This window comes from Collinsella aerofaciens (assembly GCF_001405375.1).
GTDB classification, from domain to species: Bacteria; Actinomycetota; Coriobacteriia; order Coriobacteriales; family Coriobacteriaceae; genus Collinsella; species Collinsella aerofaciens_F.
In genome coordinates, this window is record NZ_CYYP01000006.1 from 1 (window position 1) to 25,525 (window position 25,525).

The 25,525-nt window shown below is 60.2% G+C and carries 20 protein-coding genes; all 20 read left to right on the forward strand.

Annotation, left to right across the window (positions count from 1 at the left end):
- Positions 1–24: 24 nt before the first annotated feature.
- The 20 genes from arcA to ftsZ all read left to right on the forward strand — a co-directional run bounded on the left by arcA (position 25) and on the right by ftsZ (position 25,362).
- Positions 25–1,266, forward strand: coding sequence for an arginine deiminase (gene arcA / locus ARB25_RS04180; RefSeq protein ID WP_055252566.1), 1,242 nt, complete (start codon positions 25–27; stop codon positions 1,264–1,266).
- Between the two features lie 106 nt (positions 1,267–1,372).
- Entirely contained in the window at positions 1,373–2,368 is a 996-nt protein-coding gene (gene argF, locus ARB25_RS04185; RefSeq protein ID WP_006234279.1) for an ornithine carbamoyltransferase, read from the forward strand.
- A 138-nt stretch (positions 2,369–2,506) separates the two neighbouring features.
- A complete protein-coding gene (locus ARB25_RS04190) occupies positions 2,507–3,994 on the forward strand; it encodes a YfcC family protein (protein ID WP_369831688.1) in 1,488 nt (495 codons plus the stop codon).
- 555 nt (positions 3,995–4,549) lie between these two features.
- Positions 4,550–6,031: a DUF1846 domain-containing protein gene (locus ARB25_RS04195; protein ID WP_006234276.1), complete on the forward strand. Its 1,482-nt coding sequence runs from the start codon at positions 4,550–4,552 to the stop codon at positions 6,029–6,031.
- 256 nt (positions 6,032–6,287) lie between these two features.
- Positions 6,288–6,626 carry a helix-turn-helix domain-containing protein gene (locus ARB25_RS04200; RefSeq protein ID WP_055286058.1) on the forward strand — a complete coding sequence of 113 codons (339 nt, stop codon included), beginning with the start codon at positions 6,288–6,290 and terminating at the stop codon, positions 6,624–6,626.
- Positions 6,627–6,804: 178 nt separating this feature from the next.
- Positions 6,805–8,466 carry a CTP synthase gene (gene pyrG, locus ARB25_RS04205; RefSeq protein ID WP_055286060.1) on the forward strand — a complete coding sequence of 554 codons (1,662 nt, stop codon included), beginning with the start codon at positions 6,805–6,807 and terminating at the stop codon, positions 8,464–8,466.
- 2 nt (positions 8,467–8,468) lie between these two features.
- On the forward strand, positions 8,469–9,410 hold the full coding sequence (gene xerD / locus ARB25_RS04210) for a site-specific tyrosine recombinase XerD (RefSeq protein WP_172676319.1): 942 nt from the start codon (positions 8,469–8,471) through the stop codon (positions 9,408–9,410).
- A gap of 462 nt (positions 9,411–9,872) precedes the next feature.
- Positions 9,873–10,307, forward strand: a complete 435-nt coding sequence (locus ARB25_RS04215; protein ID WP_006234269.1) for a division/cell wall cluster transcriptional repressor MraZ — start codon at positions 9,873–9,875, stop codon at positions 10,305–10,307.
- 20 nt (positions 10,308–10,327) lie between these two features.
- Complete coding sequence (gene rsmH, locus ARB25_RS04220) at positions 10,328–11,293, forward strand: 16S rRNA (cytosine(1402)-N(4))-methyltransferase RsmH (RefSeq protein WP_082421863.1); 966 nt, start codon at positions 10,328–10,330, stop codon at positions 11,291–11,293.
- A 90-nt stretch (positions 11,294–11,383) separates the two neighbouring features.
- Entirely contained in the window at positions 11,384–11,854 is a 471-nt protein-coding gene (locus tag ARB25_RS04225) for a hypothetical protein (RefSeq protein ID WP_022094483.1), read from the forward strand.
- A gap of 260 nt (positions 11,855–12,114) precedes the next feature.
- Complete coding sequence (locus ARB25_RS04230) at positions 12,115–13,737, forward strand: peptidoglycan D,D-transpeptidase FtsI family protein (RefSeq protein WP_055286066.1); 1,623 nt, start codon at positions 12,115–12,117, stop codon at positions 13,735–13,737.
- 126 nt (positions 13,738–13,863) lie between these two features.
- Positions 13,864–15,288: a UDP-N-acetylmuramoyl-tripeptide--D-alanyl-D-alanine ligase gene (locus ARB25_RS04235; protein WP_055286068.1), complete on the forward strand. Its 1,425-nt coding sequence runs from the start codon at positions 13,864–13,866 to the stop codon at positions 15,286–15,288.
- Between the two features lie 3 nt (positions 15,289–15,291).
- On the forward strand, positions 15,292–16,311 hold the full coding sequence (gene mraY / locus ARB25_RS04240; protein WP_006234262.1) for a phospho-N-acetylmuramoyl-pentapeptide-transferase: 1,020 nt from the start codon (positions 15,292–15,294) through the stop codon (positions 16,309–16,311).
- A 9-nt stretch (positions 16,312–16,320) separates the two neighbouring features.
- A complete protein-coding gene (gene murD / locus ARB25_RS04245) occupies positions 16,321–17,727 on the forward strand; it encodes a UDP-N-acetylmuramoyl-L-alanine--D-glutamate ligase (protein WP_055286070.1) in 1,407 nt (468 codons plus the stop codon).
- Between the two features lie 36 nt (positions 17,728–17,763).
- Positions 17,764–19,257: a putative lipid II flippase FtsW gene (gene ftsW, locus ARB25_RS04250; protein WP_055286071.1), complete on the forward strand. Its 1,494-nt coding sequence runs from the start codon at positions 17,764–17,766 to the stop codon at positions 19,255–19,257.
- Entirely contained in the window at positions 19,247–20,362 is a 1,116-nt protein-coding gene (gene murG / locus ARB25_RS04255) for an undecaprenyldiphospho-muramoylpentapeptide beta-N-acetylglucosaminyltransferase (protein ID WP_055286073.1), read from the forward strand. Before ftsW ends, murG begins: the two co-directional genes overlap by 11 nt.
- Before the next feature lie 97 nt (positions 20,363–20,459).
- Positions 20,460–21,878 carry a UDP-N-acetylmuramate--L-alanine ligase gene (murC, locus tag ARB25_RS04260; RefSeq protein WP_055286074.1) on the forward strand — a complete coding sequence of 473 codons (1,419 nt, stop codon included), beginning with the start codon at positions 20,460–20,462 and terminating at the stop codon, positions 21,876–21,878.
- A 5-nt stretch (positions 21,879–21,883) separates the two neighbouring features.
- Entirely contained in the window at positions 21,884–22,795 is a 912-nt protein-coding gene (gene murB, locus ARB25_RS04265; RefSeq protein WP_006234257.1) for a UDP-N-acetylmuramate dehydrogenase, read from the forward strand.
- 424 nt (positions 22,796–23,219) lie between these two features.
- Complete coding sequence (locus ARB25_RS04270; protein ID WP_022094490.1) at positions 23,220–24,008, forward strand: cell division protein FtsQ/DivIB; 789 nt, start codon at positions 23,220–23,222, stop codon at positions 24,006–24,008.
- A 199-nt stretch (positions 24,009–24,207) separates the two neighbouring features.
- On the forward strand, positions 24,208–25,362 hold the full coding sequence (ftsZ, locus tag ARB25_RS04275) for a cell division protein FtsZ (protein ID WP_022094491.1): 1,155 nt from the start codon (positions 24,208–24,210) through the stop codon (positions 25,360–25,362).
- Positions 25,363–25,525: the final 163 nt, after the last annotated feature.

A 25,525-nucleotide genomic window follows, 5' to 3' on the forward strand; every position in this document is an offset into this window, starting at 1 on the left:
GGCCCGAAAGAAAGGTAGGAGGCCATGACGAAAGGTCTGCACGTGCCTTCCGAGATCGGCAAGCTCAGGAAGGTCTGCCTGCACCGTCCCGGCGACGAGCTCCTCAACCTGCCGCCCGACGAGCTCGAGCGACTCCTGTTCGACGACGTCCCGTTCCTGGAGGTCGCGCAGCAGGAGCACGACACCTTCGCCCAGATCCTGAGGGACCAGGGCGTCGAGGTGCTCTACCTCGAGAACCTCGTCGCCGAGGTGTTCGACCAGGTCCCCGGCGCCCGCGCCGAGTTCACCGACCAGTACATCGCCGAGGCCGGCATCCGCGGCCAGCACATGCCGCAGATCGTCCGCGAGAAGCTGGACTCCATCGAGGACAACCTCGAGTTCGTCAAGAAGACCATGGCCGGCATGACCAAGGCCGAGATCGACATGCCCCTCACGGCGTCCACGACCCTCGACTCCCTGGTCAACTCCGAGTCCGAGTCCGACCTGATCATCGACCCGATGCCCAACCTCTACTTCACCCGCGACCCGTTCGCGGTCGTCGGCGAGGGCGTCAACCTCAACCGCATGTACTCGGTCACCCGCAACCGCGAGACCCTGTACGGCAAGTACATCTTCAAGTACCACCCCGACTACAAGGACGTCTCCCTGTACTTCCGCCGCGACTGCCAGTTCCACACCGAGGGCGGCGACGTGCTGAACATCAACGAGAAGACCCTCGCCGTCGGCATCTCCCAGCGCACCCAGGCCGCCGCTATCGACATCATGGCCCAGAACATCTTCTGGAACTCCGACTCCAAGGTCGAGCGCATCCTTGCCTTCGACATCCCGGTCTCGCGCGCCTTCATGCACCTCGACACGGTCTTCACCCAGATCGACGTCGATAAGTTCACGATCCACCCCGCCATCATGGGCACCCTGCGCGTCTACGAGCTGACCGCCGGCAAGAACCCGGGCGACGTGAACATCCGCCTGATCGAGGACACCCTCGAGCACGTCCTGGAGGACGCCACCGGCGTCGACCAGGTCAAGCTGATCCCCTGCGGCGGCGGCGACCCGATCGCGGCCTCCCGCGAGCAGTGGAACGACGGCTCCAACACCCTGTGCGTCGAGCCCGGCAAGATCTGCGTCTACGCCCGCAACACCGTCACCAACGACGTGCTGTACAAGGAGGGCCTGGACCTTCTCGTCGTGCCCTCCGCCGAGCTCTCCCGCGGCCGCGGCGGCCCGCGCTGCATGAGCATGCCCTTCTGGCGCGAGGACCTCTAAGTCTTTCCGTTTCCGGTGCGGTCCCCCTACAACCGCACCGGTTTCGCCCGTCAAACGGGCAACACTAATTACTTACGTAATTCATTTCTTCGAAAGGAAACGAACCATGGGTGTTAACCTCTCCGGCCGTAGCTTCCTCAAGCTCCTCGACCTCACCACCGAGGAGATCGAGTACCTGCTCAAGCTCTCCAAGAACTTCAAGGACATGAAGCGCGCTGGCGTTCCGCACCGCTATCTCGAGGGCAAGAACATCGTTCTGCTCTTCCAGAAGACCTCCACTCGTACCCGCTGCGCCTTCGAGGTCGGCGGCATGGATCTGGGCATGGGTGTCACCTACCTCGATCCGGGTTCGTCGCAGATGGGCAAGAAGGAGTCCATCGAGGACACCGCCCGCGTTCTCGGCCGCATGTATGACGGCATCGAGTTCCGTGGCTTTGCCCAGGACGATGTCGAGGAGCTCGCTGCTAAGTCCGGCGTGCCCGTGTGGAACGGCCTGACCACTGAGTGGCATCCCACCCAGATGCTCGCCGACATCCTGACCGTCCAGGAGAACTTCAACTACGACATCAAGGGCAAGACCCTCGTCTTCATGGGCGACTGCAAGAACAACGTTGCTCGCTCCCTCATGGTTGTCTGCTCCAAGCTTGGCATGAACTTCGTGGCCTGCGGCCCCGAGGAGTGCATGCCCGCTGACGACGTCATCGAGGCCTGCAAGCCCATCGCCGAGGCCAACGGCTGCACCATCAAGCTGACCACCGACGTCAAGGACGGCGTCACCGGTGCCGACGTTATCTACACCGACGTGTGGGTCTCCATGGGCGAGCCTGACGAGGTCTGGGCCGAGCGCATCGCTCAGCTCACCCCGTATCGTGTCACCTCCGAGGTCATGGCTATGGCCAACCCGGGTGCCATCTTCCTGCACTGCCTGCCCAGCTTCCACGACACCAACACCACGATTGGCGCCGAGAAGTGCGAGCAGTTCGGCATCACCGAGCAGGAGGTCACCGACGAGGTCTTCGAGAGCCCCGCTTCCAAGGTCTTCGACGAGGCCGAGAACCGCATGCACACCATCAAGGCCGTCATGTACGCCACGCTCAAGTAAGTGCATCTAGCATCTCGCTCGGGGTGTATTGTTGAACACCCCGAGCGGCTTTATCTGGTAAAAATCTCGCATCGAGCGGCAGGCACGGCACGGAAGAGCCGCTTCGGGCGAGATCAGTAAATGATTTATGAAGGGGGGATGAGAACTATGACTGAGACCGCTAAGAAAAAGCGCGGTATGCCTTCATCGTTCACCATTCTTCTTGCTCTGCTGGCAATTGTTGCAGTGATTACCGTTATCGTCTCCGGCACGTCCGGCGGCGCGGTTACTGCCGCCCGTCTGAGCGATTTCTGCACCGCCCCGATTAAGGGCTTCGCTGACGCTCTGCCCGTCTGCCTCTTCGTTATGATCCTGGGCGGCTTCCTCGGCATGATGACCGAGACCGGCGCCCTGGACAACGGCATCGCCGTCCTGGTGCAGAAGCTTAAGGGCAACGAGATCATGCTCATTCCCGTGCTGATGCTCATCTTCTCCCTCGGTGGTACCACCTATGGTATGTGCGAGGAGACCGTTCCCTTCTACGCCCTGCTTGCCGCTACCATGATGGCCGCTGGCTTCGACCCGATGGTCGGTGCCGCCACCGTCCTGCTCGGCGCTGGCTGCGGCTGCCTGGGCTCCACGGTTAACCCGTTCGCCGTCGGCGCTGCCGTCGACGCTCTGACCGGCGTTGGCATTGAGGTCAACCAGTCCATCATCATCGGCCTCGGTGCCGTCCTGTGGATTGTTACCACTGCCATGTCCATCTTCTTCGTCATGAGCTATGCCAAGAAGGTCAAGGCTGACAAGGGTTCCACCATCCTGTCGATGCAGGAGCTCAAGGACGCTGAAGAGGCTCACGGCAAGGCTGCTTCCGAGGTTCACAATGAGGTCAAGCTCACCGGTCGTCAGAAGGGTGTTCTGATCGCCTTTGCCTTCACCTTCGTCGTCATGATCGTCGGCTTCATTCCGCTGGCCGACCTCAACGAGGGCGTCGCCAACTTCTTCGACGCTGGCGCTGTCTACGACGCCGACGGTAACGCCGTCGTCCAGGGCTGGTCTGCCCTGATCACCGGCCTGCCCATTGGTCAGTGGTACTTCGACGAGGCTTCCACCTGGTTCTTCCTCATGGCCGTCCTGATCGGTATCATCGGTGGCCTGTCCGAGAAGCAGATCGTTAACACCTTCATCACCGGCGCTGCCGACATGATGTCCGTTGTTCTCGTCATCGCCCTCGCCCGTGGTATCTCCGTCCTCATGGCTAACACCGGCCTCGACGTCTACGTCCTCGACGCTGCCGCCAATGCTCTGGCTGGCCTGTCCGGCGTGATCTTCGCTCCCATGAGCTTCCTGGTCTACTTCGGCCTGTCCTTCCTGATCCCCTCGACCTCTGGTATGGCTACCGTCTCCATGCCTATCATGGGACCGCTGGCTGTTAAGCTCGGCTTCTCGCCCGAGGTCATGGTCATGATCTTCTCCTCTGCCATCGGCGTTGTGAACCTGTTCACCCCGACCTCCGGCGCCATCATGGGCGGTCTCGCCCTGGCCAAGATCGAGTGGACGACCTGGCTCAAGTTTGCCCTTAAGCTCATCGTCGCTCTCTCCGTCGTCTGCGCCATCATCCTGACCGTCGCTTGCGTGATGCTCTAAGTACCCAACGGGTACCCCACGGAAACCTTGACGATCCTGTAAAGGATCACCTGGTCATCGTCTGTCCGGTGGGGTCAACCCACCGGTAGACTCCTACCTTTAGCCCCCTCCCGTTCCGTGCGCGGGAGGGGGCGCTCTCATGTTGCGCGGTTCTACGAACCGCGCAACCAGTCGACGCTGCGCACCGCCCAGAACGACAATTTGTCATTCAAAAGGCAAGGCATGACCAGAAGGTCTATGCCTTGCCTTTTTCATGCCAACTTGTACGTTCTGGACGTCGCTCGCTGACTTATGCTCAACCTGCGACGTTCCCCTTGTTGGTGCAGGGGGAAGCTTGCTCGCTCTGGTGCCCGTTCGCTGGCTTCAGCTCTGCCTGCGACGTTTTTGTTGTTGGTGCTGAGTGACTTGTTCCCCGTTCTAAACGAGCTGCCCCGGGTCCCCGGTGGTTGCGGTGGGCGTGTTTGGTTGGTGCCTGTTGATGGTTTGGGTATCGGGGAGGGCGGGCTCCGTTATAATCGCCTAGAACATTAAATGGAAACGGGACGGGAGCCATACATGCGCCAGGGTTTCGACAACGCGAAATATATCGAGCTGCAGGCCGCTCATATTAAGGAGCGCATCTCGCAGTTTGGCGGCAAACTCTATTTGGAGTTTGGCGGCAAGCTGTTTGACGACTATCACGCGAGTCGCGTGCTGCCGGGTTTTGAACCGGACAGCAAGTTCCGCATGCTCAAGAGCATCGCCGACGATGTCGAGGTTATCATCGCGATCAACGCGAACCACATCGAGAAAAACAAGGCTCGTGGTGACCTCGGCATTACCTATGACGAGGATGTGCTGCGCCTGGTTGACCTGTTCCGCGGCAACGGCTTTGCTGTCGCGGCTGTGGTCATCACCCAGTACGCCGGCCAGCCCGCTGCCGATGTGTTCCGCAACCGCCTGAACGCGCTCGGTATTCCCGCCAAGCTGCACTATCCCATCGAGGGGTATCCGCACGATGTCGATCTGATCGTGTCCGACGATGGCTACGGCAAGAATGAGTTTGTCGAGACCACCCGACCGCTCGTCGTGGTCACTGCCCCCGGTCCTGGCTCGGGCAAGCTTGCCACCTGCCTGTCTCAGCTCTATCACGAGCACAAGCATGGCACGGCCGCCGGCTATGCCAAGTTCGAGACCTTCCCGGTCTGGAACCTTCCCCTCACGCATCCGGTCAACATCGCCTACGAGGCGGCCACGGCGGACCTCGACGATGCCAATATCATCGACTCCTTCCACCTTGAGGCCTATAACAAGACCACGGTCAACTACAACCGCGACGTCGAGGCCTTTCCGGTGGTCCGTGCTCTGATGGAAAAGATCCTGGGCAAGAGCCCCTACCAGAGTCCTACGGACATGGGCGTCAATATGGTCGGCTTTGCCATCACCGATGACGATGCCTGCCGCGACGCTTCCAAGATGGAGATCGTCCGCCGCTACTTTACCGCGGTCGAAAATGTGCGCCGTACCGGCGTGGGCGATGAGCAAGTCGACCGTCTCAAGATCATTATGAAGAAAGCCGGCATCGATAAGAACTACTCACCGGCGCGCTCGGCGGCCCTCACCAGGGAGCAACTGACGGGTGGTCCCGTGGGTGCCATGGTTATGCCCGATGGCTCCGTGGTGACCGGCAAGACTTCCACGCGCCTGGGCGCCGCAAGTTCGCTCATTATGAACGCCCTCAAGCACGTCTCGGGCGTCGACCTTGAGCTCGAGGTTATCAGCGATGAGGCGATCGAGCCCATCAGCAAGCTCAAGACGCATTTCCTGGGCAGCAAAAACCCGCGTCTCCACACCGACGAGACGCTTATGGCGCTGTCGATCACCTCGGCCACGAGTGAGACGGCCGCTCGCGTCCTTTCGGGCCTGGAGCAGCTGCGCGGTTGCGATGCCTTCTTTAGCGTGATTATCTCGCCGACGGACGAGACGGTACTGCGCAAACTGGGTATCAACGTGTGCTGCGAGCCCAAGTTTGAGCGCCGCGGTTTCTTCCATCGCTAAGTTTGAAGCACCGCGGTAATTGCATTGCATTTTGGCCGTATCGGGTTAGCGCCCGGTACGGCTTTTTGATCAATAAAGCGCCTATTTCGGCGAAAAATAGCTGTTTACCTGCCTAGAAACAATTTGAGCGGTATACAATAACCGTAACTGTTTCATCCTTAGCGGGATGCCGCATGATGGATATTACCTGCCATCGTGAGGTGTGTCGGTCGCGCACGGCGCGTTAGATGCTCGTGCTCGGTTTGAGGAGGCTGCTATGGCGGGCAAGGGTCGTGCGAGTGTCAACGATATGAAGCGTGTCGAGGTGCTGGTATTGATGGAGATCGACCAGCAAACCGAAGACAATGGCGGGCCGTATGGTTTCTCGCGCAAAACGCTTGCCGAGCGCGTGGGGGTTTCGCCGTATCGTGCCCGCGCCGCAATCGATCGCTTGGATTCCGAAGGCATGATTGATGTCGTCTCGCGTTATAGCGACGACGGCGGTCAGCTTGCAAATGGCATTTGCCTCACCGAACGTGGCGAGTGGTATCTTGAGGGCGTCCGTACCGGCATGCTCGTTCAAGAAATGCTTGAGGACGAGGTTTCTGATCGATAGCAGCATGTAACCCTTGCCATAGCGACGCCGCCTGGGAAACCGGGCGGCGTTTTGTTTCAAGATTGAGAAATGCAATCGCACGCGAGAAAAATTGCGAACGGTCCGCGGCGCGAGTATTACAATGAAGACCCGTAAGATGTGGATAAACAACTTCTACGGGAAGCGCAGGTAACTCAATATGACCAAGCATGTGTTCGTAACCGGTGGCGTGGTTTCGTCCTTGGGCAAGGGTATCACCGCGGCCTCGCTGGGCCGTCTGCTCAAGTCGCGTGGCTACAAAGTAACGATGCAGAAGGCCGATCCGTATCTGAACGTCGACCCCGGTACCATGAGCCCCTTCCAGCATGGTGAGGTCTTCGTTACCGAGGATGGTTACGAGTCCGACCTGGACCTGGGTCATTACGAGCGCTTTATTGATGAGAACCTGACCCGCGATTCCAACTTTACGACCGGCGCCATCTATAAGAGCTTGATCGCCCGCGAGCGTCGCGGCGACTTTTTGGGCGGTACCGTGCAGGTGATTCCTCACGTCACCAATGCCATTAAGGACAAGTTCCGCCGCATCGAGGAGCAGACCGGCTCCGATGTAGTCATCACCGAGCTGGGCGGCACGATCGGCGACATCGAGTCGCAGCCGTTTGTCGAGGCCATCCGCCAGTACCGCAAGGAGGCCGGCCCCGAGAACGTCTGCTACATCCACGTGTCGCTCGTTCCCTATATCGCCGCCGCCCACGAGGTCAAGACCAAGCCCACGCAGCATTCCGTCAAGGAGCTCCGCAGCTTTGGCATCCAGCCCGATATCATCGTGCTGCGTTCCGACCACCATATCGATGACGCTATCCGCGGAAAGATCGCAAGCTTCTGCGACGTCGACACCGATTGCGTCTTTACCAACGAGGACTGCGCGAGCATTTACGATGTTCCGCAGCTGCTTGCCGAGCAGGACTTTGACCTGCGCATTTGCGAACGCCTGGGTCTGGATCCGCGTGAGCGCGACATGAGCGAGTGGAACGAGTTCCTGCGCAAACAGAATCACGCCAACCATCACGCCGACAAGGTGAAGATCGCCGTCGTGGGTAAGTACACGCAGCTGCCCGATGCGTACCTGTCGGTTATCGAGGCCCTGCACCATGCGGGCGTCTTCTACGATCGCCATGTGGACGTCCAGCTGGTCGACGGCGAGAGCCTCGACGAGCAGAATGTCTCCGAGGTTTTGGGCGACGCCTCGGGCATCCTGGTCCCCGGCGGCTTTGGCAAGCGCGCCCTGGAGGGCAAGATCCTCGCGGCCGAGTTTGCCCGTGAGCACAAGATTCCGTATCTGGGCATTTGCCTGGGTATGCAGGTGGCCGTGTGCGAGTTCGCCCGCAACGTCGTCGGCCTTGCCGGCGCCAGCTCCTCCGAGTTCGATCCGGACGGCCCGTTTAGCGTCATCGATCTGATGAGCTCGCAGGAGGACGTGACCGAGAAGGGCGGCACCATGCGCCTGGGCGCCTATCCGTGCAAGCTCGCCGCCGATACCCTTGCTCGCGAGGCATATGGCGAGGAGCTCGTCTACGAGCGTCACCGTCACCGCTTTGAGTTCAACAACGCCTTCCGTGACCAGCTCGAGGACGCCGGTTTGGTTATCTCGGGTCTGTCGCCTGACGAGCGCCTGGTCGAGATGGTCGAGCTGCCGCGCGACGTGCATCCGTGGTATGTGGCAACCCAGGCTCATCCCGAGTTCAAGAGCCGCCCGACCAACCCGCAGCCGCTGTTCCGCGAGTTCGTGCGCGCTTCGATCGGCCAGCACGAGGGTGTCGACCGTCTGCAGGTGACGCCCATGAACCTCGCTACGGACTAAGGGTGCCGGCGAATAAGGAACATACCGAAGCTACTCCCTCGTCGCTCGCCGTGGCGGCGGGGGAGTATCTCGATTACCTTGCGGTCGAGCGGGGTTTGGCGCGCAACACGATTGCGGCCTATCGTCGTGACCTGACGACGTACTGCGCCTATCTGGAGCGGGTGGGTATTGTGTCTTTTGAAGAGGTGACCCGTCAGGTCGTGGAGGGCTTTGTCGCCGACCGTCGCGATGGGGGCTATTCGGATGCCTCGGTGGAGCGTGCGCTTGCGGCCGTGAAGGGCCTGCATGCCTTTTTGGTGCGCGATGGGGCTGTGGCCCAAAATCCAACGGCGGCGTTGCGCCTGCCTAAAAAGGCTGAGCGTTTGCCGGAGTATCTATCGGTGGAGGATGTCTCGGCGCTGCTCGATCAAGACTTCCCCGAGGGCGAGATGGGCTTGCGCGACCATGCCATCTTGGAAGTGCTCTACGGATGCGGTTTGCGTGTGAGCGAGTTGGTGGGACTCGATGTGGGCGATATCCATATCGACGATGGCTTTGTGCTCGTTCGCGGTAAGGGCTCAAAGGAACGCCTGTCCCCGCTGGTGGGAAGCGCGGCGCGAGCTCTGACGCTTTATGTAACTGAGGGGCGTTCTCGCTTGGCGGCCCATGCCCGCGGAACCGAGACCTCGGCGGTCTTTTTAAATAAGAACGGCCGCCGTCTGTCGCGCCAGGGCATCCATGCCATCTGTGAGCGCTACGGGCGCCAGGTGGGACTGGTGGGGCTCCATCCCCATACGCTGCGTCACTCCTTTGCCACCCATATGCTTGCGGGCGGCGCAGACCTCCGTGTGCTACAGGAGATCTTGGGACATGCCGATATATCGACCACGCAGGTCTACACGCATGTCGATCGTACGCAACTGACCGAGGTCTATTTGGCGGCGCACCCGCTGGCACATCGTTAACACATCGCTGACCTGCATATTTATAGGTATTTGGGGACGGGCTCCAGATTGCCGCGGCGTGCTTTTGCGCGCGCATGGGCAATCTGGGGCCCGTCCCATTTTTCGCCACTTGGCGTCGCGGTGGTGGGCCGCACGGGCCTTGGGTGGGGGAGTTTGGGGGCGATGTGAACGGCATGTAAAGGGACGTAAAAATCGCCTCAAGGTCAACTTGAAGGTTGAGGTTCGCGGGTGTGGTTCTACAGGTGGCATCCCGCCGTTGCTGCAAACACAACATATTGTGTTTTCGAACATATGCTTGGGGGTGTTTTGCAATATATGGTGAGTGGAGTGGTGGGGCGGGGTGGGGGAAGGGGTGGGGAAAGGTGTTGAAAAATGGGGCGGTTCCCCATATTATTGATGACGTCGACAGGCGGGGTGGTTCCCCGCGTACGTGCCATCTGAGTAACCGAGGGGAGGGCGCACATGGGAATGACTGGTGCATACGAGCGCAATCTCGATGCAAAAGGTCGTCTGTCCCTGCCTGCACCCCTTCGCGAGGAGCTTGGAGAGCACGTTCGCGTGTTCAAAGCCCTGGATGTCGATGCTCTGTACGTGTTCTCTGCCGAGGCCTTCGATAAGTGGGTCGAAGGACTCTTCGCGGGTCGTGAGGGCCACGAGGGTTTTAACCCGCGTGACATTAATGACCAGAAGCTCATGAGGGCGATCAACAAGCGCACCACGTCGATGGACGTGGACAGCGCCGGTCGTATCGGTCTTTCCGAGTCTCTCCGCAAGCAGGCGAACCTCGACCGCGAGGTCACGGTTGTGGGCAACTACGACCACCTTGAGGTTTGGGATCGCGCTGCGGCCGATGAGGACGATGACGATGAGGCCCTGCTGGACCTCTTCTTCTCGTAAGGGCAAGGCACGGGTAACGGATGGAGCGTGGGATCTTGACACAAGAATATCGGCATGAACCTGTCATGCTCGGCGAAGTGCTTGAGTCGCTGCGGCTAAAGAGCGGCTCCGTTGTCTGCGATTGCACCCTTGGCGGTGCCGGCCATTCGGTAAAGATGGCCGCGCAGGTGGGGGAGACGGGCCTTTTGCTCGGCGTCGATCAGGACGACATGGCCCTCGAGGCCGCTGGCGCCCGTCTGGACCGCGAGGTTCCCGGCGTTCCGCACCGGCTGCTGAAGGGCAACTTCGGCGACTTGGACGAGCTGCTTTGCTCGGCCGAGGTGCCCGGGGTCGATGGCTTCCTGTTCGATTTGGGCGTTTCGTCGCCGCAACTCGATATCCCTGGCAGGGGCTTTTCGTATAACGAGGACGCCCCATTGGACATGCGGATGGATCCGGGTAATAACACCTTAAACGCAGCTGAGGTCATCAACACCTATAACGAACACGACCTCGCCCGGATTCTACGCGTCTACGGCGAAGAGAAGTTCGCCTCGCAGATCGCGCGCGAGATCGTGCGCCGCCGCGAGCAAGAACCGATCGAAACCACCGGCCAATTTGTCGAGATCATCAAGGCGGGTATCCCGGCTGCCGCTCGTCGGCATGGTGGACACCCGGCCAAGAAAAGTTTCCAGGCCATTCGCATCGAGGTCAATCACGAGCTCGATGTGCTCGAACGAGGGCTTGATGCCGCCACCAGGTGGCTCAACCCGGGCGGACGTATCTGCGTCATCTCGTATCACTCGCTCGAGGACCGTATCGTAAAGAACCACTTTAAGGAGATGAGCCAGGGGTGCACGTGTCCGCCGGAGATTCCGGTGTGCGTGTGCGGCAACGTGCCGATACTCAAGGTCATCACCCGCAAACCCCTGGTTGCCCAGCCTGATGAGGTTGAGCGCAACCCTCGGGCGAGATCAGCCAAAATCCGCGTGGCGCAGCGTCTGTAGGCGCGACCGCGCGATATTGGACCTCCCGCTCGCACCATAAACGAAGCTTAAACACACTACCAACGTACTCGGGATGGGAGGCGGCATATCATGGGCTACAACACTTCAAGCGCAGCACTCGCCTATGATATGAACGCCATGCCCGCCTATCGTGAGACGCCGCAGGCCCCCGTTGCTCCCCGTGAGCAGCGCACGCCGCGCTTTGATGTCTACACGGGCGCGGGCCGTCAGGCAAACCAGGCGGTAAGCCCGGTTTTCATGAGCGTTCTTAAAACGTTTTGCATCATTGCGGCTATCTTCATGACGATCGGCGTCGCCCGCGTGGCGCTCGCCGGCGTTACGGCCCAGGTGCTCAACAGCAACGCCGAGCTTACCAACACGCTCGAAAAGGCGACCGATGAGAGCTCCGACCTGGAGGTCATGCATTCGGTCTATGGCGCCGACACGCGCATTCGCGACCTTGCGGGCGCTTATGGCATGGTGGAGCCCAGCGAGAGCGTTACACTTGACTTTTCGCAGGATGCAGCCGCGGGCGCCAACGCGACCGCGACCGCTCAGTAGCAAGACGGTAGCTGAGTATGACAAATGACTATCGCCGCGGTTCCGATAGGGGCCGCGGTTCTGGACGTCCCTCGTCGCGGGGACGTTCTGGTTATCAAGGAACGGGTCGGCAATCTTACAACGCCGGGCGGTCCCGTGGCAACGACCCGGCGTCGCGACTTCGCGGCTCGGGCGGCCCTCAAGTGCATAACACCAGGTCGCGCAAGAGTTCGCCGACCGAATGGCTCACAGGCACGCCTCTGCCTCGCCGCAAAGCCGTCATGGGATTCATTGGGCTTGGCTTGGGCTTGGGCGTCTTTCGCCTTGCCGACTATCAGGTTGTCGAAGCCGATAAACTGCGCGAGCGTGCCGATGCGCGTCGCCTGCTTGCGCAGACCCTCTTTGCCAAACGTGGCACCATCTACGACCGCAACGGTAACGTGCTGGCGTCGTCGGTCGAATGTCGCAACATCGCCGTGAACCCGCAGCTTGTCGAGGACGTTGACAAGACGGTGTCGGCGCTGGTCAAGGCAACTGGAATCGATAAAAAGACCTGCCGCAAGCTCGTTGAGTCCGATGGAACCTGGGTGTATATCAAGCGCCAGGTGGACGAAGACGATGCTGCGACGCTGGAGAAGAAGAACCTGCCCGGTGTGCTTTTTGAGCAGGCCATGAAGCGCGTATATCCATACGGCAATCTGGCATCGCAGGTGCTGGGTGTAGTGAATGTGGACAACGATGGCTTGACGGGTCTCGAAAAGCAATACAACAAGCTTCTGACCGGCACGAACGGTTCTCTCGTACGCGAGCGCGCGAGGGACGGCAGCTATATCGCGGGCGGTGCCTATAAAAAGGTGGCTGCGGTCGACGGCGTTGATATCGTGACGACGCTCGACGTCAATATCCAGCGTGCGGCCGAGGATGCCCTGGCAGAGGCAGTTGAGAAGACTAAGGCCAAGAACGGCTCGGCGCTGGTCACCGATCCTACGACAGGCGAGATCTTGGCAGCCTGCTCGTATCCGACTTACGACCAGACCAATCTGGAAAACGCCAAGACCGAGGATATGAACTTGCGCCTGGTCACCGACGCCTACGAGCCCGGCTCGGTCTTTAAGACGCTCGTGGCGGGCGCCGGCTTCGACTTGGGCGTCGTGCGATCGAGTACGTCGTTTGAGGTGCCGGCGAGCATCAAGGTGGGCGACGATACCGTCACCGATGCCGACAAGCGCGACTACGCCATGACCATGGATGTGCGCGAGATGATGCGCCGTTCGTCCAACGTGGGCTTTGTCCTGGTGGGGCGCAAGATCGGTGCCGATGACTTTGCCGCTTATGTGGACAAGTGGGGCATCGGTCACAGCTCTGGTGTCGATTTTCCGGGCGAGAGCCTGGGTATCGTCAAGGAGCGTGACCAGTATGACGGCGCCACGCTGGGCTCGATGAGCTTTGGACAGGCGCTGTCCGTCTCGCCGATTGAGATCGCACGCGCCGTGGGCGGCATCGCCAACGGCGGCGTGATGATGACACCGCACTTCTATAAGTCCAGCAAAGGCGACGAGAAGGACTGGGGCGAAGGCGAGCGCGCGATTTCGGAGGACGCCGCATCCCAGGTGACATCGTGCATGCAGACGGTCGTGTCCGAGGGAACGGGCGTTGGCGGCGCGGTTGACGGCTATGACGTGGCGGGTAAGACCGGTACGGCCGAACGTGCCGACGAGAACGGCGGCTACCTCAAGGAGAACTACATGTCGTCCTTTATGGGCTTTGCACCGGCACAATCGCCCAAGGTGCTGTGCTATATCACGCTCGACGGAACGCCGAGCGGCTCAGATGCCGCTGCGGTGCCGTTCCAGTCCATTATGGCCAACGCGCTCGACGTGCTGGGTATCCCGCACACGAAGTAGGGGGTTACAATCTTTGGGGCGTGGTTTGTTGTCCCATATGAGGGTGTTCACATGCCCTGCACCACGCATGTGCGGCGCTGGGATACAATACGCCGATAGCATTATTAGGTTTACAGGGGAGCTGCAATGATAGAGATCGCCGTCAACAACCTCGCGGCCGCAACAGGGGCCCGAACCGTGACGGGAGAAGCCGATCGGGTATGCCGCGGGTGCGTTATCGACTCGCGCCAGGTCGAGGAAGGGACGATTTTCGTCGCCTTTCCCGGTGAAAACGTCGACGGCAATGATTTTGCTTCCCGTGCCGTCCAGTCGGGTGCCGGCGCCGTCGTGATGACGCGTGAGCCCGAGGCCGAGCTGGTCTCGCTGGCGCAGGACAAGGGGTGCGCCATCCTGCTGACCGATGATCCCGAGGAGTTTCTGCTGCGTTTGGCGCACACGTATCGCCTGGAGCTTGGCTGCCTGGTCGTTGGCATTACCGGTTCCATCGGCAAGACGACGACCAAGGACGTGCTCGCCGCCGTGCTCGCCAAGCGCTATCGTGTCTGGGCCACCAAGGGCAATTTCAATAACCTGATCGGCATGCCGCTCACGGTGCTTTCCGCTCCGGCCGATACCGAGGTCCTGGTGCTCGAGATGGGCATGAACCATTTCCACGAGATTGAGCGCCTGTCCAAGTCCGCCAATCCCAACCTTGCCATCGTGAGCAAGATTGGTACCTCTCACATCGGCATTTTGGGCAGCCGCGAGAACATCGCCCGCGCTAAGGCCGAGATTGTCCAGGGTATGTGCGCCGCCGGCGACTTCTTGCCGCTGCTGGTTTTGGGCGGTGAGGACGACTTTACGCCGTTCATTCGCGATACGTTCGCCCAGCCTGCTGGTATCGACGTTATGCTGGCCGGCGTCTCGGACGACGATGAGGTCCGTGCCCGCGACATTCGTGTTGATGACGAGGGACGTCCGGTCTTTACGCTCGATTTTGGCCAGGGTGAGACGATCGATACCATGCTTGCCATCCCCGGCGTGCAGTCCGTTCCTAATGCCGTTAAGGCCGCCGCGGTTTCCTATCGCCTGGGCGTGACGCCCGAGCAGATCGATGCTGCCTTTAGGGGCCTCACGATCACCGGTCACCGCCAGGAGATCAAGCGCGCCAAGAGCGGTGCCCGCGTCATCGACGATTCCTATAACGCCAGTGCCGAATCCATGGCTGCTGGCCTCGATCTACTGTGCTCGCTTTCGTGCACGGGGTCTCGCATGGCGATCCTGGGCGAGATGGGCGAGATGGGCGATGAGGCTCCTCGCATGCATGAGCTCGTGGGCGCCTATGCCGCCGCCAAGAAGCTCGACATGCTGGCGTGCGTGGGTGGTGAGCTGGCCCAGCTTATGGCCGATGCCGCGCGCATGATGGGCATGGACGAGGACCGCATCCAGGTGTTCTCCGATTATCAGCAGGTGCTCGACCGCATGGGCGGCGCGCTTGAAAAACATGATGTTGTACTGGTCAAGGGTTCCCGCTTTGTTGAGCTCGACCGCTTTGTGGAAGGTGTGTGCTAGCCCATGTTCGGCAATCCCTCGTATCCAACGTATCAGGCTTTTTTGGGGCTTGGCATCGCCGCTGCCATTGCGCTGCTGCTCATGCCGTGGTGGATCAAGCTACTCAAGGTCGAGGGTATCGGCCAGCAGGTTCGTGCCGACGGCCCCAAGCGTCATTTGGTTAAGCAGGGAACGCCCACCATGGGTGGCGTTGTCATCCTCGTCGCGATCTCGCTGACCTGCCTGCTGATGGGCAAGCTCACCACCGAGCTCGTGCTCGTGCTGCTCGCCACGCTGGCGACCGGCGTGCTGGGCCTGATCGACGACCTGACCTCCGTTACGCATGGGCGCTCGCTCGGTCTGACGCCCCATGCCAAGATGATCGGCCTAACCATTATCTGTGTCACCTTTACGGTGCTCGCCGTCAATTGGTGCGGCGTCGCCCCCGAGATTCGTTTTCCCGGCGGCCTGACGATTGACCTCGGTGTTCTTTCGACCACCATCTGCGGCCTTTCGTTCCCGTGGCTCTACATTGTCTTTTGCTGGCTGATGATCGCCGGTCTTTCTAATGCCGTGAACCTGACCGATGGCCTTGATGGTCTTGCTGGCGGCACCTCGATGATTGCCATGCTCGCCATGGCTGCCATGGCGTTTTTGCACGGAGACGTGAACCTGTCCATCTTCTGCACCGCGTGTGCCGGTGCCTGTTTGGGCTTTCTGTGGTTCAACTGCTATCCGGCGAGCATCTTTATGGGCGATACCGGCTCGCTTGCCCTGGGCGCCGCGTTTGCCTGCACGTCCATCATGACCAATACCGAGGTCGTCTCCCTCATCATCGGCGGCCTGTTTATCGTTGAGACCCTGTCGGTCATGATTCAGGTTGTCTACTTCCACTTTACGCACAAGCGCGTCTTCCTTATGGCGCCCATCCATCATCATTTCGAAAAGAAGGGCTGGGCCGAGACCAAGGTCGTCATCCGCTTTTGGATTATCGCTGCGGCCTTTGGTGCCGTTGGCCTTGCTTTGTTCTTCCAGTTGGGATAGTGGTCTTTCATGCCTCTTGCTGATGTCTTTAGCCTGCTCGTTTTGGGTCAGGGCAAATCCGGTCTCGATGTCGCCCGCTGGGCGCTGGCACATCCCGAGCGCGTAAGTGCCGTTACCGTGTATGGCGGCGGCACCTCTGAGCCCAATGACGCCACGCGTGCGCTCGAGGCTGCTGGTGCGTCGTTTGTCTATGGGACCGAACAGGTCGAGGGCGCCTATGACGTATGCGTGACGTGCCCGGGCATCTCGGAGTTCTCGGGCTTCTTTAAGGCTGGGCGCGAGCATGCCGCCCAGATTATGGGTGAGCCCGAGTTTGCCTATCGCCTGTCGCCCGATAACTGGATTGCCATCACGGGCACCAACGGCAAGACGACCACCACGTCGCTGACTGATTATCTGCTTAAGGCTGCCGGCGAGGCCAGCGTTGCTGTCGGCAACATCGGCGAGCCGCCGGTCAACGAGATTGACGGCCGAGCCCACAACGAGTGGTTTGTGGCTGAGCTCTCGAGCTATCAGATTGCTACGACAACCGAGCTCCACCCCCGCGTGGCGGTGCTGCTCAACATCACTCCCGACCACTTGGGCTGGCATAAGAGTCATAAGAACTATGCGCTTGCCAAGATCAAACTGTTTGACAATATGGTCGATGACGATCTGGTGGTTGTCGACGTCGAAGACGCCGGCATTCACGAGTTCGATGAGTACATCTACACGCCGGGTCGTCGCATCTGCAAGGTTGCCTTTGACGAGCCTGAGGGCGAGGATGCCGCCTTTGTGCGCGATGGCAAGATGATCGTGCGTCTGAAGGGTGTCGAGACCCCGCTCATCGCTACATCCGAGCTCAAGATCTCGGGCCATCACAATGTTATCAATGCCCTGTGCGCTGCCACGGCTGCCTTGGCAGTCGGTGCCGATGTCGACGGTGTCTGCCGCGGTCTGGCCTCGTTCCAGCCGCTCGAGCACCGCGTGGAGCCGTGTGGCGAGATTGACGGCGTGCGCTACGTCAACGATTCCAAGGCGACTAACACCGATGCGGTCGAGAAGGCACTGACGGCATTTCCCGATGACGACGTGATCTTGCTGCTCGGCGGCCACGATAAGGGTACGCCGCTTGCGGACTTTGCCCGCGTCGTTATGGACAACGTGCGCTCGGTCGTTTGCTTTGGCGATGCGCGCGAGCGCTTTACCGCCGCTATGGACGAGGCCGATGTCGATGGTGACGTGGATATCGCCCAGGCGGATGACCTGCGCGATGCCGTGGACGTCGCCCGTTCGCTGTCGAGCCGTGGCGACGTGATCTTACTTTCTCCTGCCTGCTCTTCGTTCGATGAGTTCTCGGGCTATGAGGAGCGCGGCCGCGTGTTTAAGGACTATGTGGCCCAGCTTGCCGCTGCGGCGAAATCGCAAATGGAATAGGGGTTGCCGGTGAGAGAGGAGAGCCCCCGACAAGGTATGAGGAGGCCCGACTCGGACCGTGCTTCCTCGCGGCGCAGCACACCGCGTTCCGGTCGCGGCGGGCAGACGTTTAGCGAACGCTATATTGCCGGCGTTCCCGCCCGTATCATGCGCCCCCGTTTGATATTCATGGCCTGCTTGTTTACCTTGGTATGCTTTGGCCTGCTGATGGTGTACTCGGCGTCTTCGGTCGAGGCGCTGCACGAGAATGGCTCGGCGACGTTTTTTCTGGGTCGACAGGCCGCGTTTGCCGTGGTCGGTGTTCTGGCGCTGATTGCCATCGTGCGCGTTTTGCCGGACAGCTGGTTTGGGGAGGATGTGCTCAGGATCTTCCTTATCGGCATGATAGGGCTACTGCTTCTGGTGTTCTTGGTGGGCAGCGGCAGCCGTGGCGCCACGCGCTGGCTCAACATTGCCGGCATTCAGTTCCAGCCTTCCGAGTTTTTAAAGCCATTTGCCATTGCGTATTCGGCCATCATGCTTGATCGTTTCTTTTCGCCCGGTGGCAACATCAACGAATTCCTTCGCAAGATGGGCATCTACTTGGGCATTTCGCTCTTTCTGATCTTTATCCAGCCCGATTTCGGTACTGTCCTGATCATCCTGTTGACCCTCATGTGCATGGCGTTGTTTGCGGGTCTCGACCCCAGATTTATCATCGGCGTGCTAATCTTCGGCATTCTCGTGATCGTGATTGCGCTTGTCGCAGAGCCGTACCGTATGGTGCGTATTCAGGTTGCCTTGAACCCTTGGGCCGACGAGTATGGTGACGGCTATCAGGCCACGCTTGCAATCATGGCCTTTGCCTCGGGCGGTCTGTTCGGCCGCGGCATTGGCAACTCAACCATGAAGTACTCGTATCTGCCCGAAGCGCACAACGACTACATCCTGGCCATCATTGGCGAGGAAGTCGGTTTTGTCGGAACCGTGCTGTTCTTCTTGGTGTTTGCGATGCTGATCTACTCGGCGTTTCGCATTGCCGAGCAGGCGACCGATCGTCGGGGCGCGCTTATGGCGTCTGGCTCCGCGGTCATTCTCGCGGTGCAGTTTTTGATTAATGCGCTGGGCATCCTCAACGTGTTTCCCATGACGGGCAAACCGCTGCCGTTTATTAGCTACGGCGGTTCGTCGATTATTGTGTCGCTCATGCTTGCCGGGTTGATCTTGCGCGTTTCGTACGAGAGCGCCCGCCGCGATGAGTATGACCGCCGCCGTGAGAGCTTTGCCGTTATGGATGAGAGTACCGCCGGCGTGCCCCACGTGCGCGGCGAGCGATCCTCGCGTAACGGTTTTACCGTCCTGGATGGCTCTGCGACCGAGCCGGCAGCTCGTCCACGCTCGCGAACGGCTCCGCAAGGTCGTCCGCAGCGCCCCAGCCCTCGCAACGCGGGCGGCGGATATAATCGAATCGATTTGAACTCGGACCCGTCGGCGCGTCTGCGTACCGACGACCAGGGACCGCGTGTACGAAGGGACTACCATGACCGATAAAATGACCGTTGCTATTGCAGCCGGCGGCACGGCAGGACACATCAACCCCGCGCTCGCCTTGGCCGAAGAACTGCGTGACCGTGGCCACCACGTTGTGTTCGTGGGCCAGTCGCGCAAGCTCGAGGGTCGTCTGGTCCCCGAGGCTGGGTTTGATTTTGTGCCCATTACGGTCACGGGCTTCGACCGCTCCCGTCCTTGGACGGCGCTGACCTCGCTGTGGCGTGTCAACAAGGCCAAACGTGCGCTCGCCAATCATTTCTCAAAGGTCGGCAAGCCCGATGCCGCCATCGGTTTTGGTGCCTATGTCGAGGTTCCGCTGCTGGGGTGGTGCAAGGGCGCGGGCGTTCCGTATCTGCTGCATGAGCAGAACTCTGTTCCGGGCCTGGCCAACAAGATGATGAACTCCCACGCCGCCCGCGTGTGCATCTCGGTGCCGGCAGCGCGTTCGGTCTTTGAGCGCGAAGGTGACCCTGACCACGTGCTCATGACCGGTAACCCCGTACGTCGCTCGGTGATCGAGGGCAATCGCGCTCGCGGCCGCAAGGCACTTGGTGTTCCCGAGGACGCTACGCTGCTGCTCGTCTTTGGCGGTTCACTTGGCGCCCAGCACCTCAACGAGCGCGTGGTTTCGCTCAAAAACGAGCTGCTTTCGCGCAAGAATCTCTATGTGTTGCATTCGACGGGTGCCGACGGCTTTGAGGAGACCGAGCGCGCTTTGGCGCTGACGCCCGAGGAGGCGAAGCGTTACCGCGTCCAGACATACATCGACAACATGGGCGATATGCTGGCTGCTGCCGATTTGGTGCTCTCGCGTTCGGGCGCATCGAGCGTGGCCGAGATCGCTGCGCTCGCCGTGCCTTCGGTACTCGTGCCGTACCCGCATGCGACAGCCGACCACCAAACCACCAATGCCCGTTATCTGGTCGACGCCGGGGCCGGCGTGCTCTGCGCCGATGCCGATATCGACGGTTCTGCCTTTGCCGATGAGCTGCTGCACCTGGTCGATGACGCGGCGGCACGCGACGCCATGCGTCAGGCGGCGCGTGGTCTGGCTCAGGATAGGGCCGCCGCTCTTCTGGCGGATGCGGTAGAGGGTTTGCGTTAGTTAGACGGGATATCGTCGGTCGCCCTCGCGCTGATGCGGTAGGTGCGGTACAGTTAACGGGTTACAGGCAGTGTTTACGCAAGGAGTACACGAGCACATGGCTGATTCCCAGACTGCAACCTCCGCGCCCGAGTTTAAGAGCGCCCACTTTATCGGTATCGGCGGCGCCGGCATGAGCGGCATCGCCCTCGTTCTGCACGAGCGTGGTTATGCCGTTACCGGCTCCGACCTTAAGACGTCACGTTATATCCGCCAGCTTACCCGCGCTGGTGTGAAGGTGCATGTGGGCCATGAGGCCGCCACGATCGACGAGGTCAAGCCCGACGTGGTTGTTGTCTCCACCGCTATTCCGGAGTCCAACCCTGAACTCGTGCGCGCTCGCGAGCTTGGTATTCCCGTGTGGCCCCGTGCCAAGATGCTCTCTGCTTTGGGCCACGGCTACACCACCGTCGCTGTTGCCGGCACGCATGGCAAGACCACCACGTCTTCGATGTGCGCCACCATGCTCGACCGCATGGGCCTGGATCCGAGCTTCTTGATCGGCGGCATCGTCGAGGGCTATGACACGAACGGCAAGAACGGCTCGGGCGACTACTTTGTCGCCGAGGCCGACGAGTCCGACAGCTCCTTCCTGTTCCTGAACCCCAACGTGGTCATTGTGACCAACGTCGAGGCCGACCACCTCGATCACTACTCGGGTATCGAGGAGATCGAGGCAACTTTCGCCAAATTCATGAGCTTGGTGGGCGAGGACGGCACCGTCATCGTCTGCGGTGAGGACCCGCATCTGGTCGAGCTCGCCAAGTCGACGGGCCGTCACGTGCTTTCCTACGGCTTTGCCGAGAGCAACGACATCGTCTGCATGCACCCGGATGTCAAGGGCATCCAGAGCGACTTTATCGTTCGCTTTGAGGACGGCACTGAGCACGCTGTGGAGATCAAGAGCAATCCCGGTCGCCACAACATGCTCAACGCCACGGCGGTGCTCACCGTCGCCCATGTCCTGGGCCTTGACATCGACGCCGCCGCCAAGGCGCTCTCGAGCTTTGAGGGCGTCCGCCGTCGCTTTACCCACGTGGGCGATATCGATGGCATCACCGTGGTCGATGATTACGGCCATCACCCCACCGAGATCAAGGCGACGCTTGCTGCTGCTTCGTCGCTGGGCTACAAGCACGTCGACGTCGTGTTCCAGCCGCACCGCTATTCGCGCCTGCAGGCCCTGTGCGACGACTTTGCCGATGCATTTGCCAATGCCGATAAACTGCTGCTGATTGATGTGTTCTCGGCTGGCGAGATGCCCATTCCGGGTGTCACCTCTAAGATGCTCGCCGATACCGTGCGCGCCAAGCATCCTGGCAAGGAGGTCGTGTACTGCTCCAGCCGTCTTGAGCTCAATCAGGAGCTCGAGCAGATGGTGGGCGAGGGCGACCTGCTGCTCACTATGGGTGCCGGTGACGTTACGACCGTCGGTCCCGAGTTCATTGAGTATCTGACTGCCAAGAAAGACGCTTAAGTCTAATGGGTCTGTTTAACGCCGTCATGGCGCTCTCGGGCATGATCGACACGGATGTGATCGAGGACGAGCGCCTTGCGCGTCATACGAGCTATCGTATCGGCGGCAAGGCCGACCTCTTTGTGACGTGCCATAGCTATCATGCCCTCCGCCGCGCCGTGGCGGTGCTCGATCGCGAGCAGGTGCCGTGGGTCATCATCGGCAAGGGCTCCAATCTGCTGGTTGCCGATGGCGGTTATCGCGGCGCCGTCATTTCGCTCGGACGTGAGTTTCAGCGCACGGTTGTTGCCGATGACGGTTGTACGCTGACGGTCGGTGCGGGCGTGATGTTTGCGCGCCTGGTCAACGATGCCCTGTCGCGTAGCCTCTCGGGCCTTGAGTTTGCCGTTGGCATCCCTGGTTCGGTTGGCGGTGCGATATCTATGAATGCCGGCACACGGACCGAGTGGATTGGCTCGCTGGTTGAGGATGTCGTAACGTTTGACCCGGCATCCGGTATCAAACATTATGCGGGGTCCGAGATCACTTGGGGCTACCGCGAATGTAGCCTTCCCCGCAATGAGATCATCCTCGAGTGCGTGCTCAAGCTTAAACCGGCGCCCAAGGCCGACATTCGCGAGCGCATGGAGCGGTACCTGACGAGGCGCAAGCGTACACAGCCCATGGGTCGCGCATCCTGCGGGTCGGTCTTTCGCAACCCGCCCGATGCGAGCGTGGGCAAGCTTATCGAGGATTGTGGATTAAAGGGTTTTTCGATTGGCGGCGCGGAAGTTTCGCCCGTTCACGCTAATTTTATCGTTAATAACGGAACTGCCTCGGCCGATGACGTTGCCGCGGTTATCAGACATGTGCACGGAAAGGTGAGGGAGGCGTATGGCATCGAGCTCAGACCGGAAGTTAAATTCCTCGGCTTCTAGAGCATCGAAACCCACCTTCCGCCGCGCCGGAGGGCGTTCCGGCGCGCCTGCCAAACCTCAACGCAATATCGTCGCGCACTCTAAGCCTGTCGGGCATGCTCGACAGACCAGTCGTCCGGTTGTCGGCTCGCAGCTCGGTAATCGTCCGGCCGCAAAAAAGTCCTCGCGTCCCTCGGTGACGTCAAAGCCTGTTATGGGCGCCAAGCCTGCCCGTCCTATGGCAACTCCTAAGCCCTCGACAGGAACTAAGGCGGCGCGTCCGAGTCGCACGCTGGGCGCATCGAAACCGCGCTCGCTGACATCGGTGCCGGCTACCGCCAAGAAGCCTTCGGGTAAAAAAGGCGTCAACCCGTTGTCTTTACTTAGGGCGATGGTAAATAAAACATCAGACGCCGCTTCTGTCGTTACAGGCAAAGGCAAAATCGTGGGCGGCGTTTTGGCCGTCTTGGCCGTGCTCGTCGTCGTTGCTATCGTGGTGATTAACTCTGGATTGTTTACCGCCACTGATATTCAGATTCAAGGCAGCGAGCATGTGACGAAGCACGATGCTATCCAGCTGATCGATTTGCCCGAGGGAACGTCGCTTTTTAACGTCGATCCCGACCAGATTACCGAGGACCTCAAGCAGAACCCGTGGGTCTCGGGCGTGGATGTCCAGCGTCAGTTCCCACATACGCTCATCATTACGCCGATGGAGCGCAAGGTCATCGCAATTGCCTATATCAGCTCCGATGACCTTGCCTGGGCCATCGGGGATGATGACACCTGGATCGCCCCGCTGTCGACGTCGGTCGAAGTGGACGATCAGGGCAACGTCATCACGACAGGGCAGGGCTCAAATACCTTGACCGGAATCGATGCCGCGCTGGCGCTCGCTAAGCACTATGGCGCGGTGTTGTTGACTGATGTCTCGGCGGATGTCGCTCCGGTTTCCGGCCAGGCAGTGAGCTCCAAGGCCGTTAAGGCTGGCTTGGATTATGTGCGTGGTTTTTCGAGCGAGTTCTTGGGACAAGTCAAGGATATTTCCACGCCTTCGGTCGAAGCCATCTCGGCAAACCTCAATAACGGCATCGAGGTGTCGCTGGGCGATTCGAACGATATCGTCAAGAAGGAGCGCGTAGTCACCAAGCTGCTTTCGCAGGTAGAGGGCGTAACGTATATCAATGTGCGCTCTCCGGGTAACTATACATTTAGGAACGCTCCGACCTCGTAGCGCTGGTTGATGCTTTGTTGAGGGGCCATACCACGCCGTTTATCTGGTTTGTTTGGTTTTCACGGTCAATTATTTGACTGATACGTTCATAATGTGCAAACATAATACGGTTTACCTTTGCATTTACTTTCAACCTGAAGGTTAATGTGCGCAGGGGTCGACCCATGCTATGGCTATAACCTTTGTTCGGAGGACCGACATGCACGAGACAGAGATCAACAACTACCTTGCCGTCATTAAGGTGGTCGGCGTCGGCGGCGGCGGTACCAACGCGGTCAATCGAATGATCGAAGAGGGCATCCGCGGCGTCGAGTTTGTTGCCATCAACACCGATGCTCAGGCACTCGCGATCTCTGATGCCGATATCAAGGTGCACATCGGCACCGACCTTACCCGCGGCCTGGGCGCCGGCGCCAACCCCGAGGTTGGCCGCAAGGCTGCCGATGAGTCCCGCGACGACATTGCCGAGGCGCTCGCTGGTGCCGACATGGTGTTCATCACCTGCGGCGAGGGCGGTGGCACCGGTACCGGCGCTGCTCCCATCGTTGCCGATATCGCGATGAACGAGGTCGGTGCGCTGACCGTCGCCGTCGTGACCAAGCCCTTCACCTTCGAGGGCCGCAAGCGCAAGAAGAGCGCCGAGGAGGGCATTAAGACCCTCTCCGATTGCGTCGACACCATGATCGTCATCCCTAACGATAAGCTGCTCGACATCGCCGAGAAGAAGACCACCATGCTCGAGGCCTTCGCGATTGCCGATGGCGTCCTTTCCCAGGGCACCCAGGGCATCACCGACCTCATCACCGTCCCCGGTATCATCAACCTGGACTTCGCCGATGTTAAGACCATCATGAAGCAGGCCGGTACCGCCATGATGGGTATCGGTACCTCTTCTGGGGACACCCGTGCCGTCGACGCTGCCCAGCAGGCCATCTCCAGCCCGCTGCTCGAGAGCTCCATCGATGGTGCCACGCGCGTGCTGCTCTCCATCGCCGGTTCCAAGGACCTGGGCATCCAGGAGATCAGCGACGCCGCCGACGTTGTCGCCAACGCCGTCGACCCCGAGGCCAACATCATCTTCGGTACCGTTGTCGACGAGTCCCTGGGCGATCAGGTGCGTATCACCGTCATCGCTACGGGCTTCTCCGACTCCAACGTCAACCGTCAGGACGAGCTCTTTGCTGCTCAGCAGTCTCAGAGCAAGGCCGCTGCCTCCGCTGAGCCGCAGCGCACCGCTCCTGCCACGAGCCCGGCTCAGGCCGCTCCGACCCGCAACGTCGGTGGCACCGAGCTTCCTAACTTCGGCAACGATCAGTTCGAGCTTCCCGACTTCCTGAAGCGCGGTAGCTTCTAAGTCGTTCTTTGCATTGTTGTGCACAGGGGCGTGTCCGTATGGACGCGCCCTTTTTATTTCGACTTTGTAAACTAGAACCTCCAATCTCTTTACGTTCCCTTTACGATTGCCTCCAGCGCAGCAGGTATCCTTTTGGAGAAGTATGACAGCCGTATAAACGCGG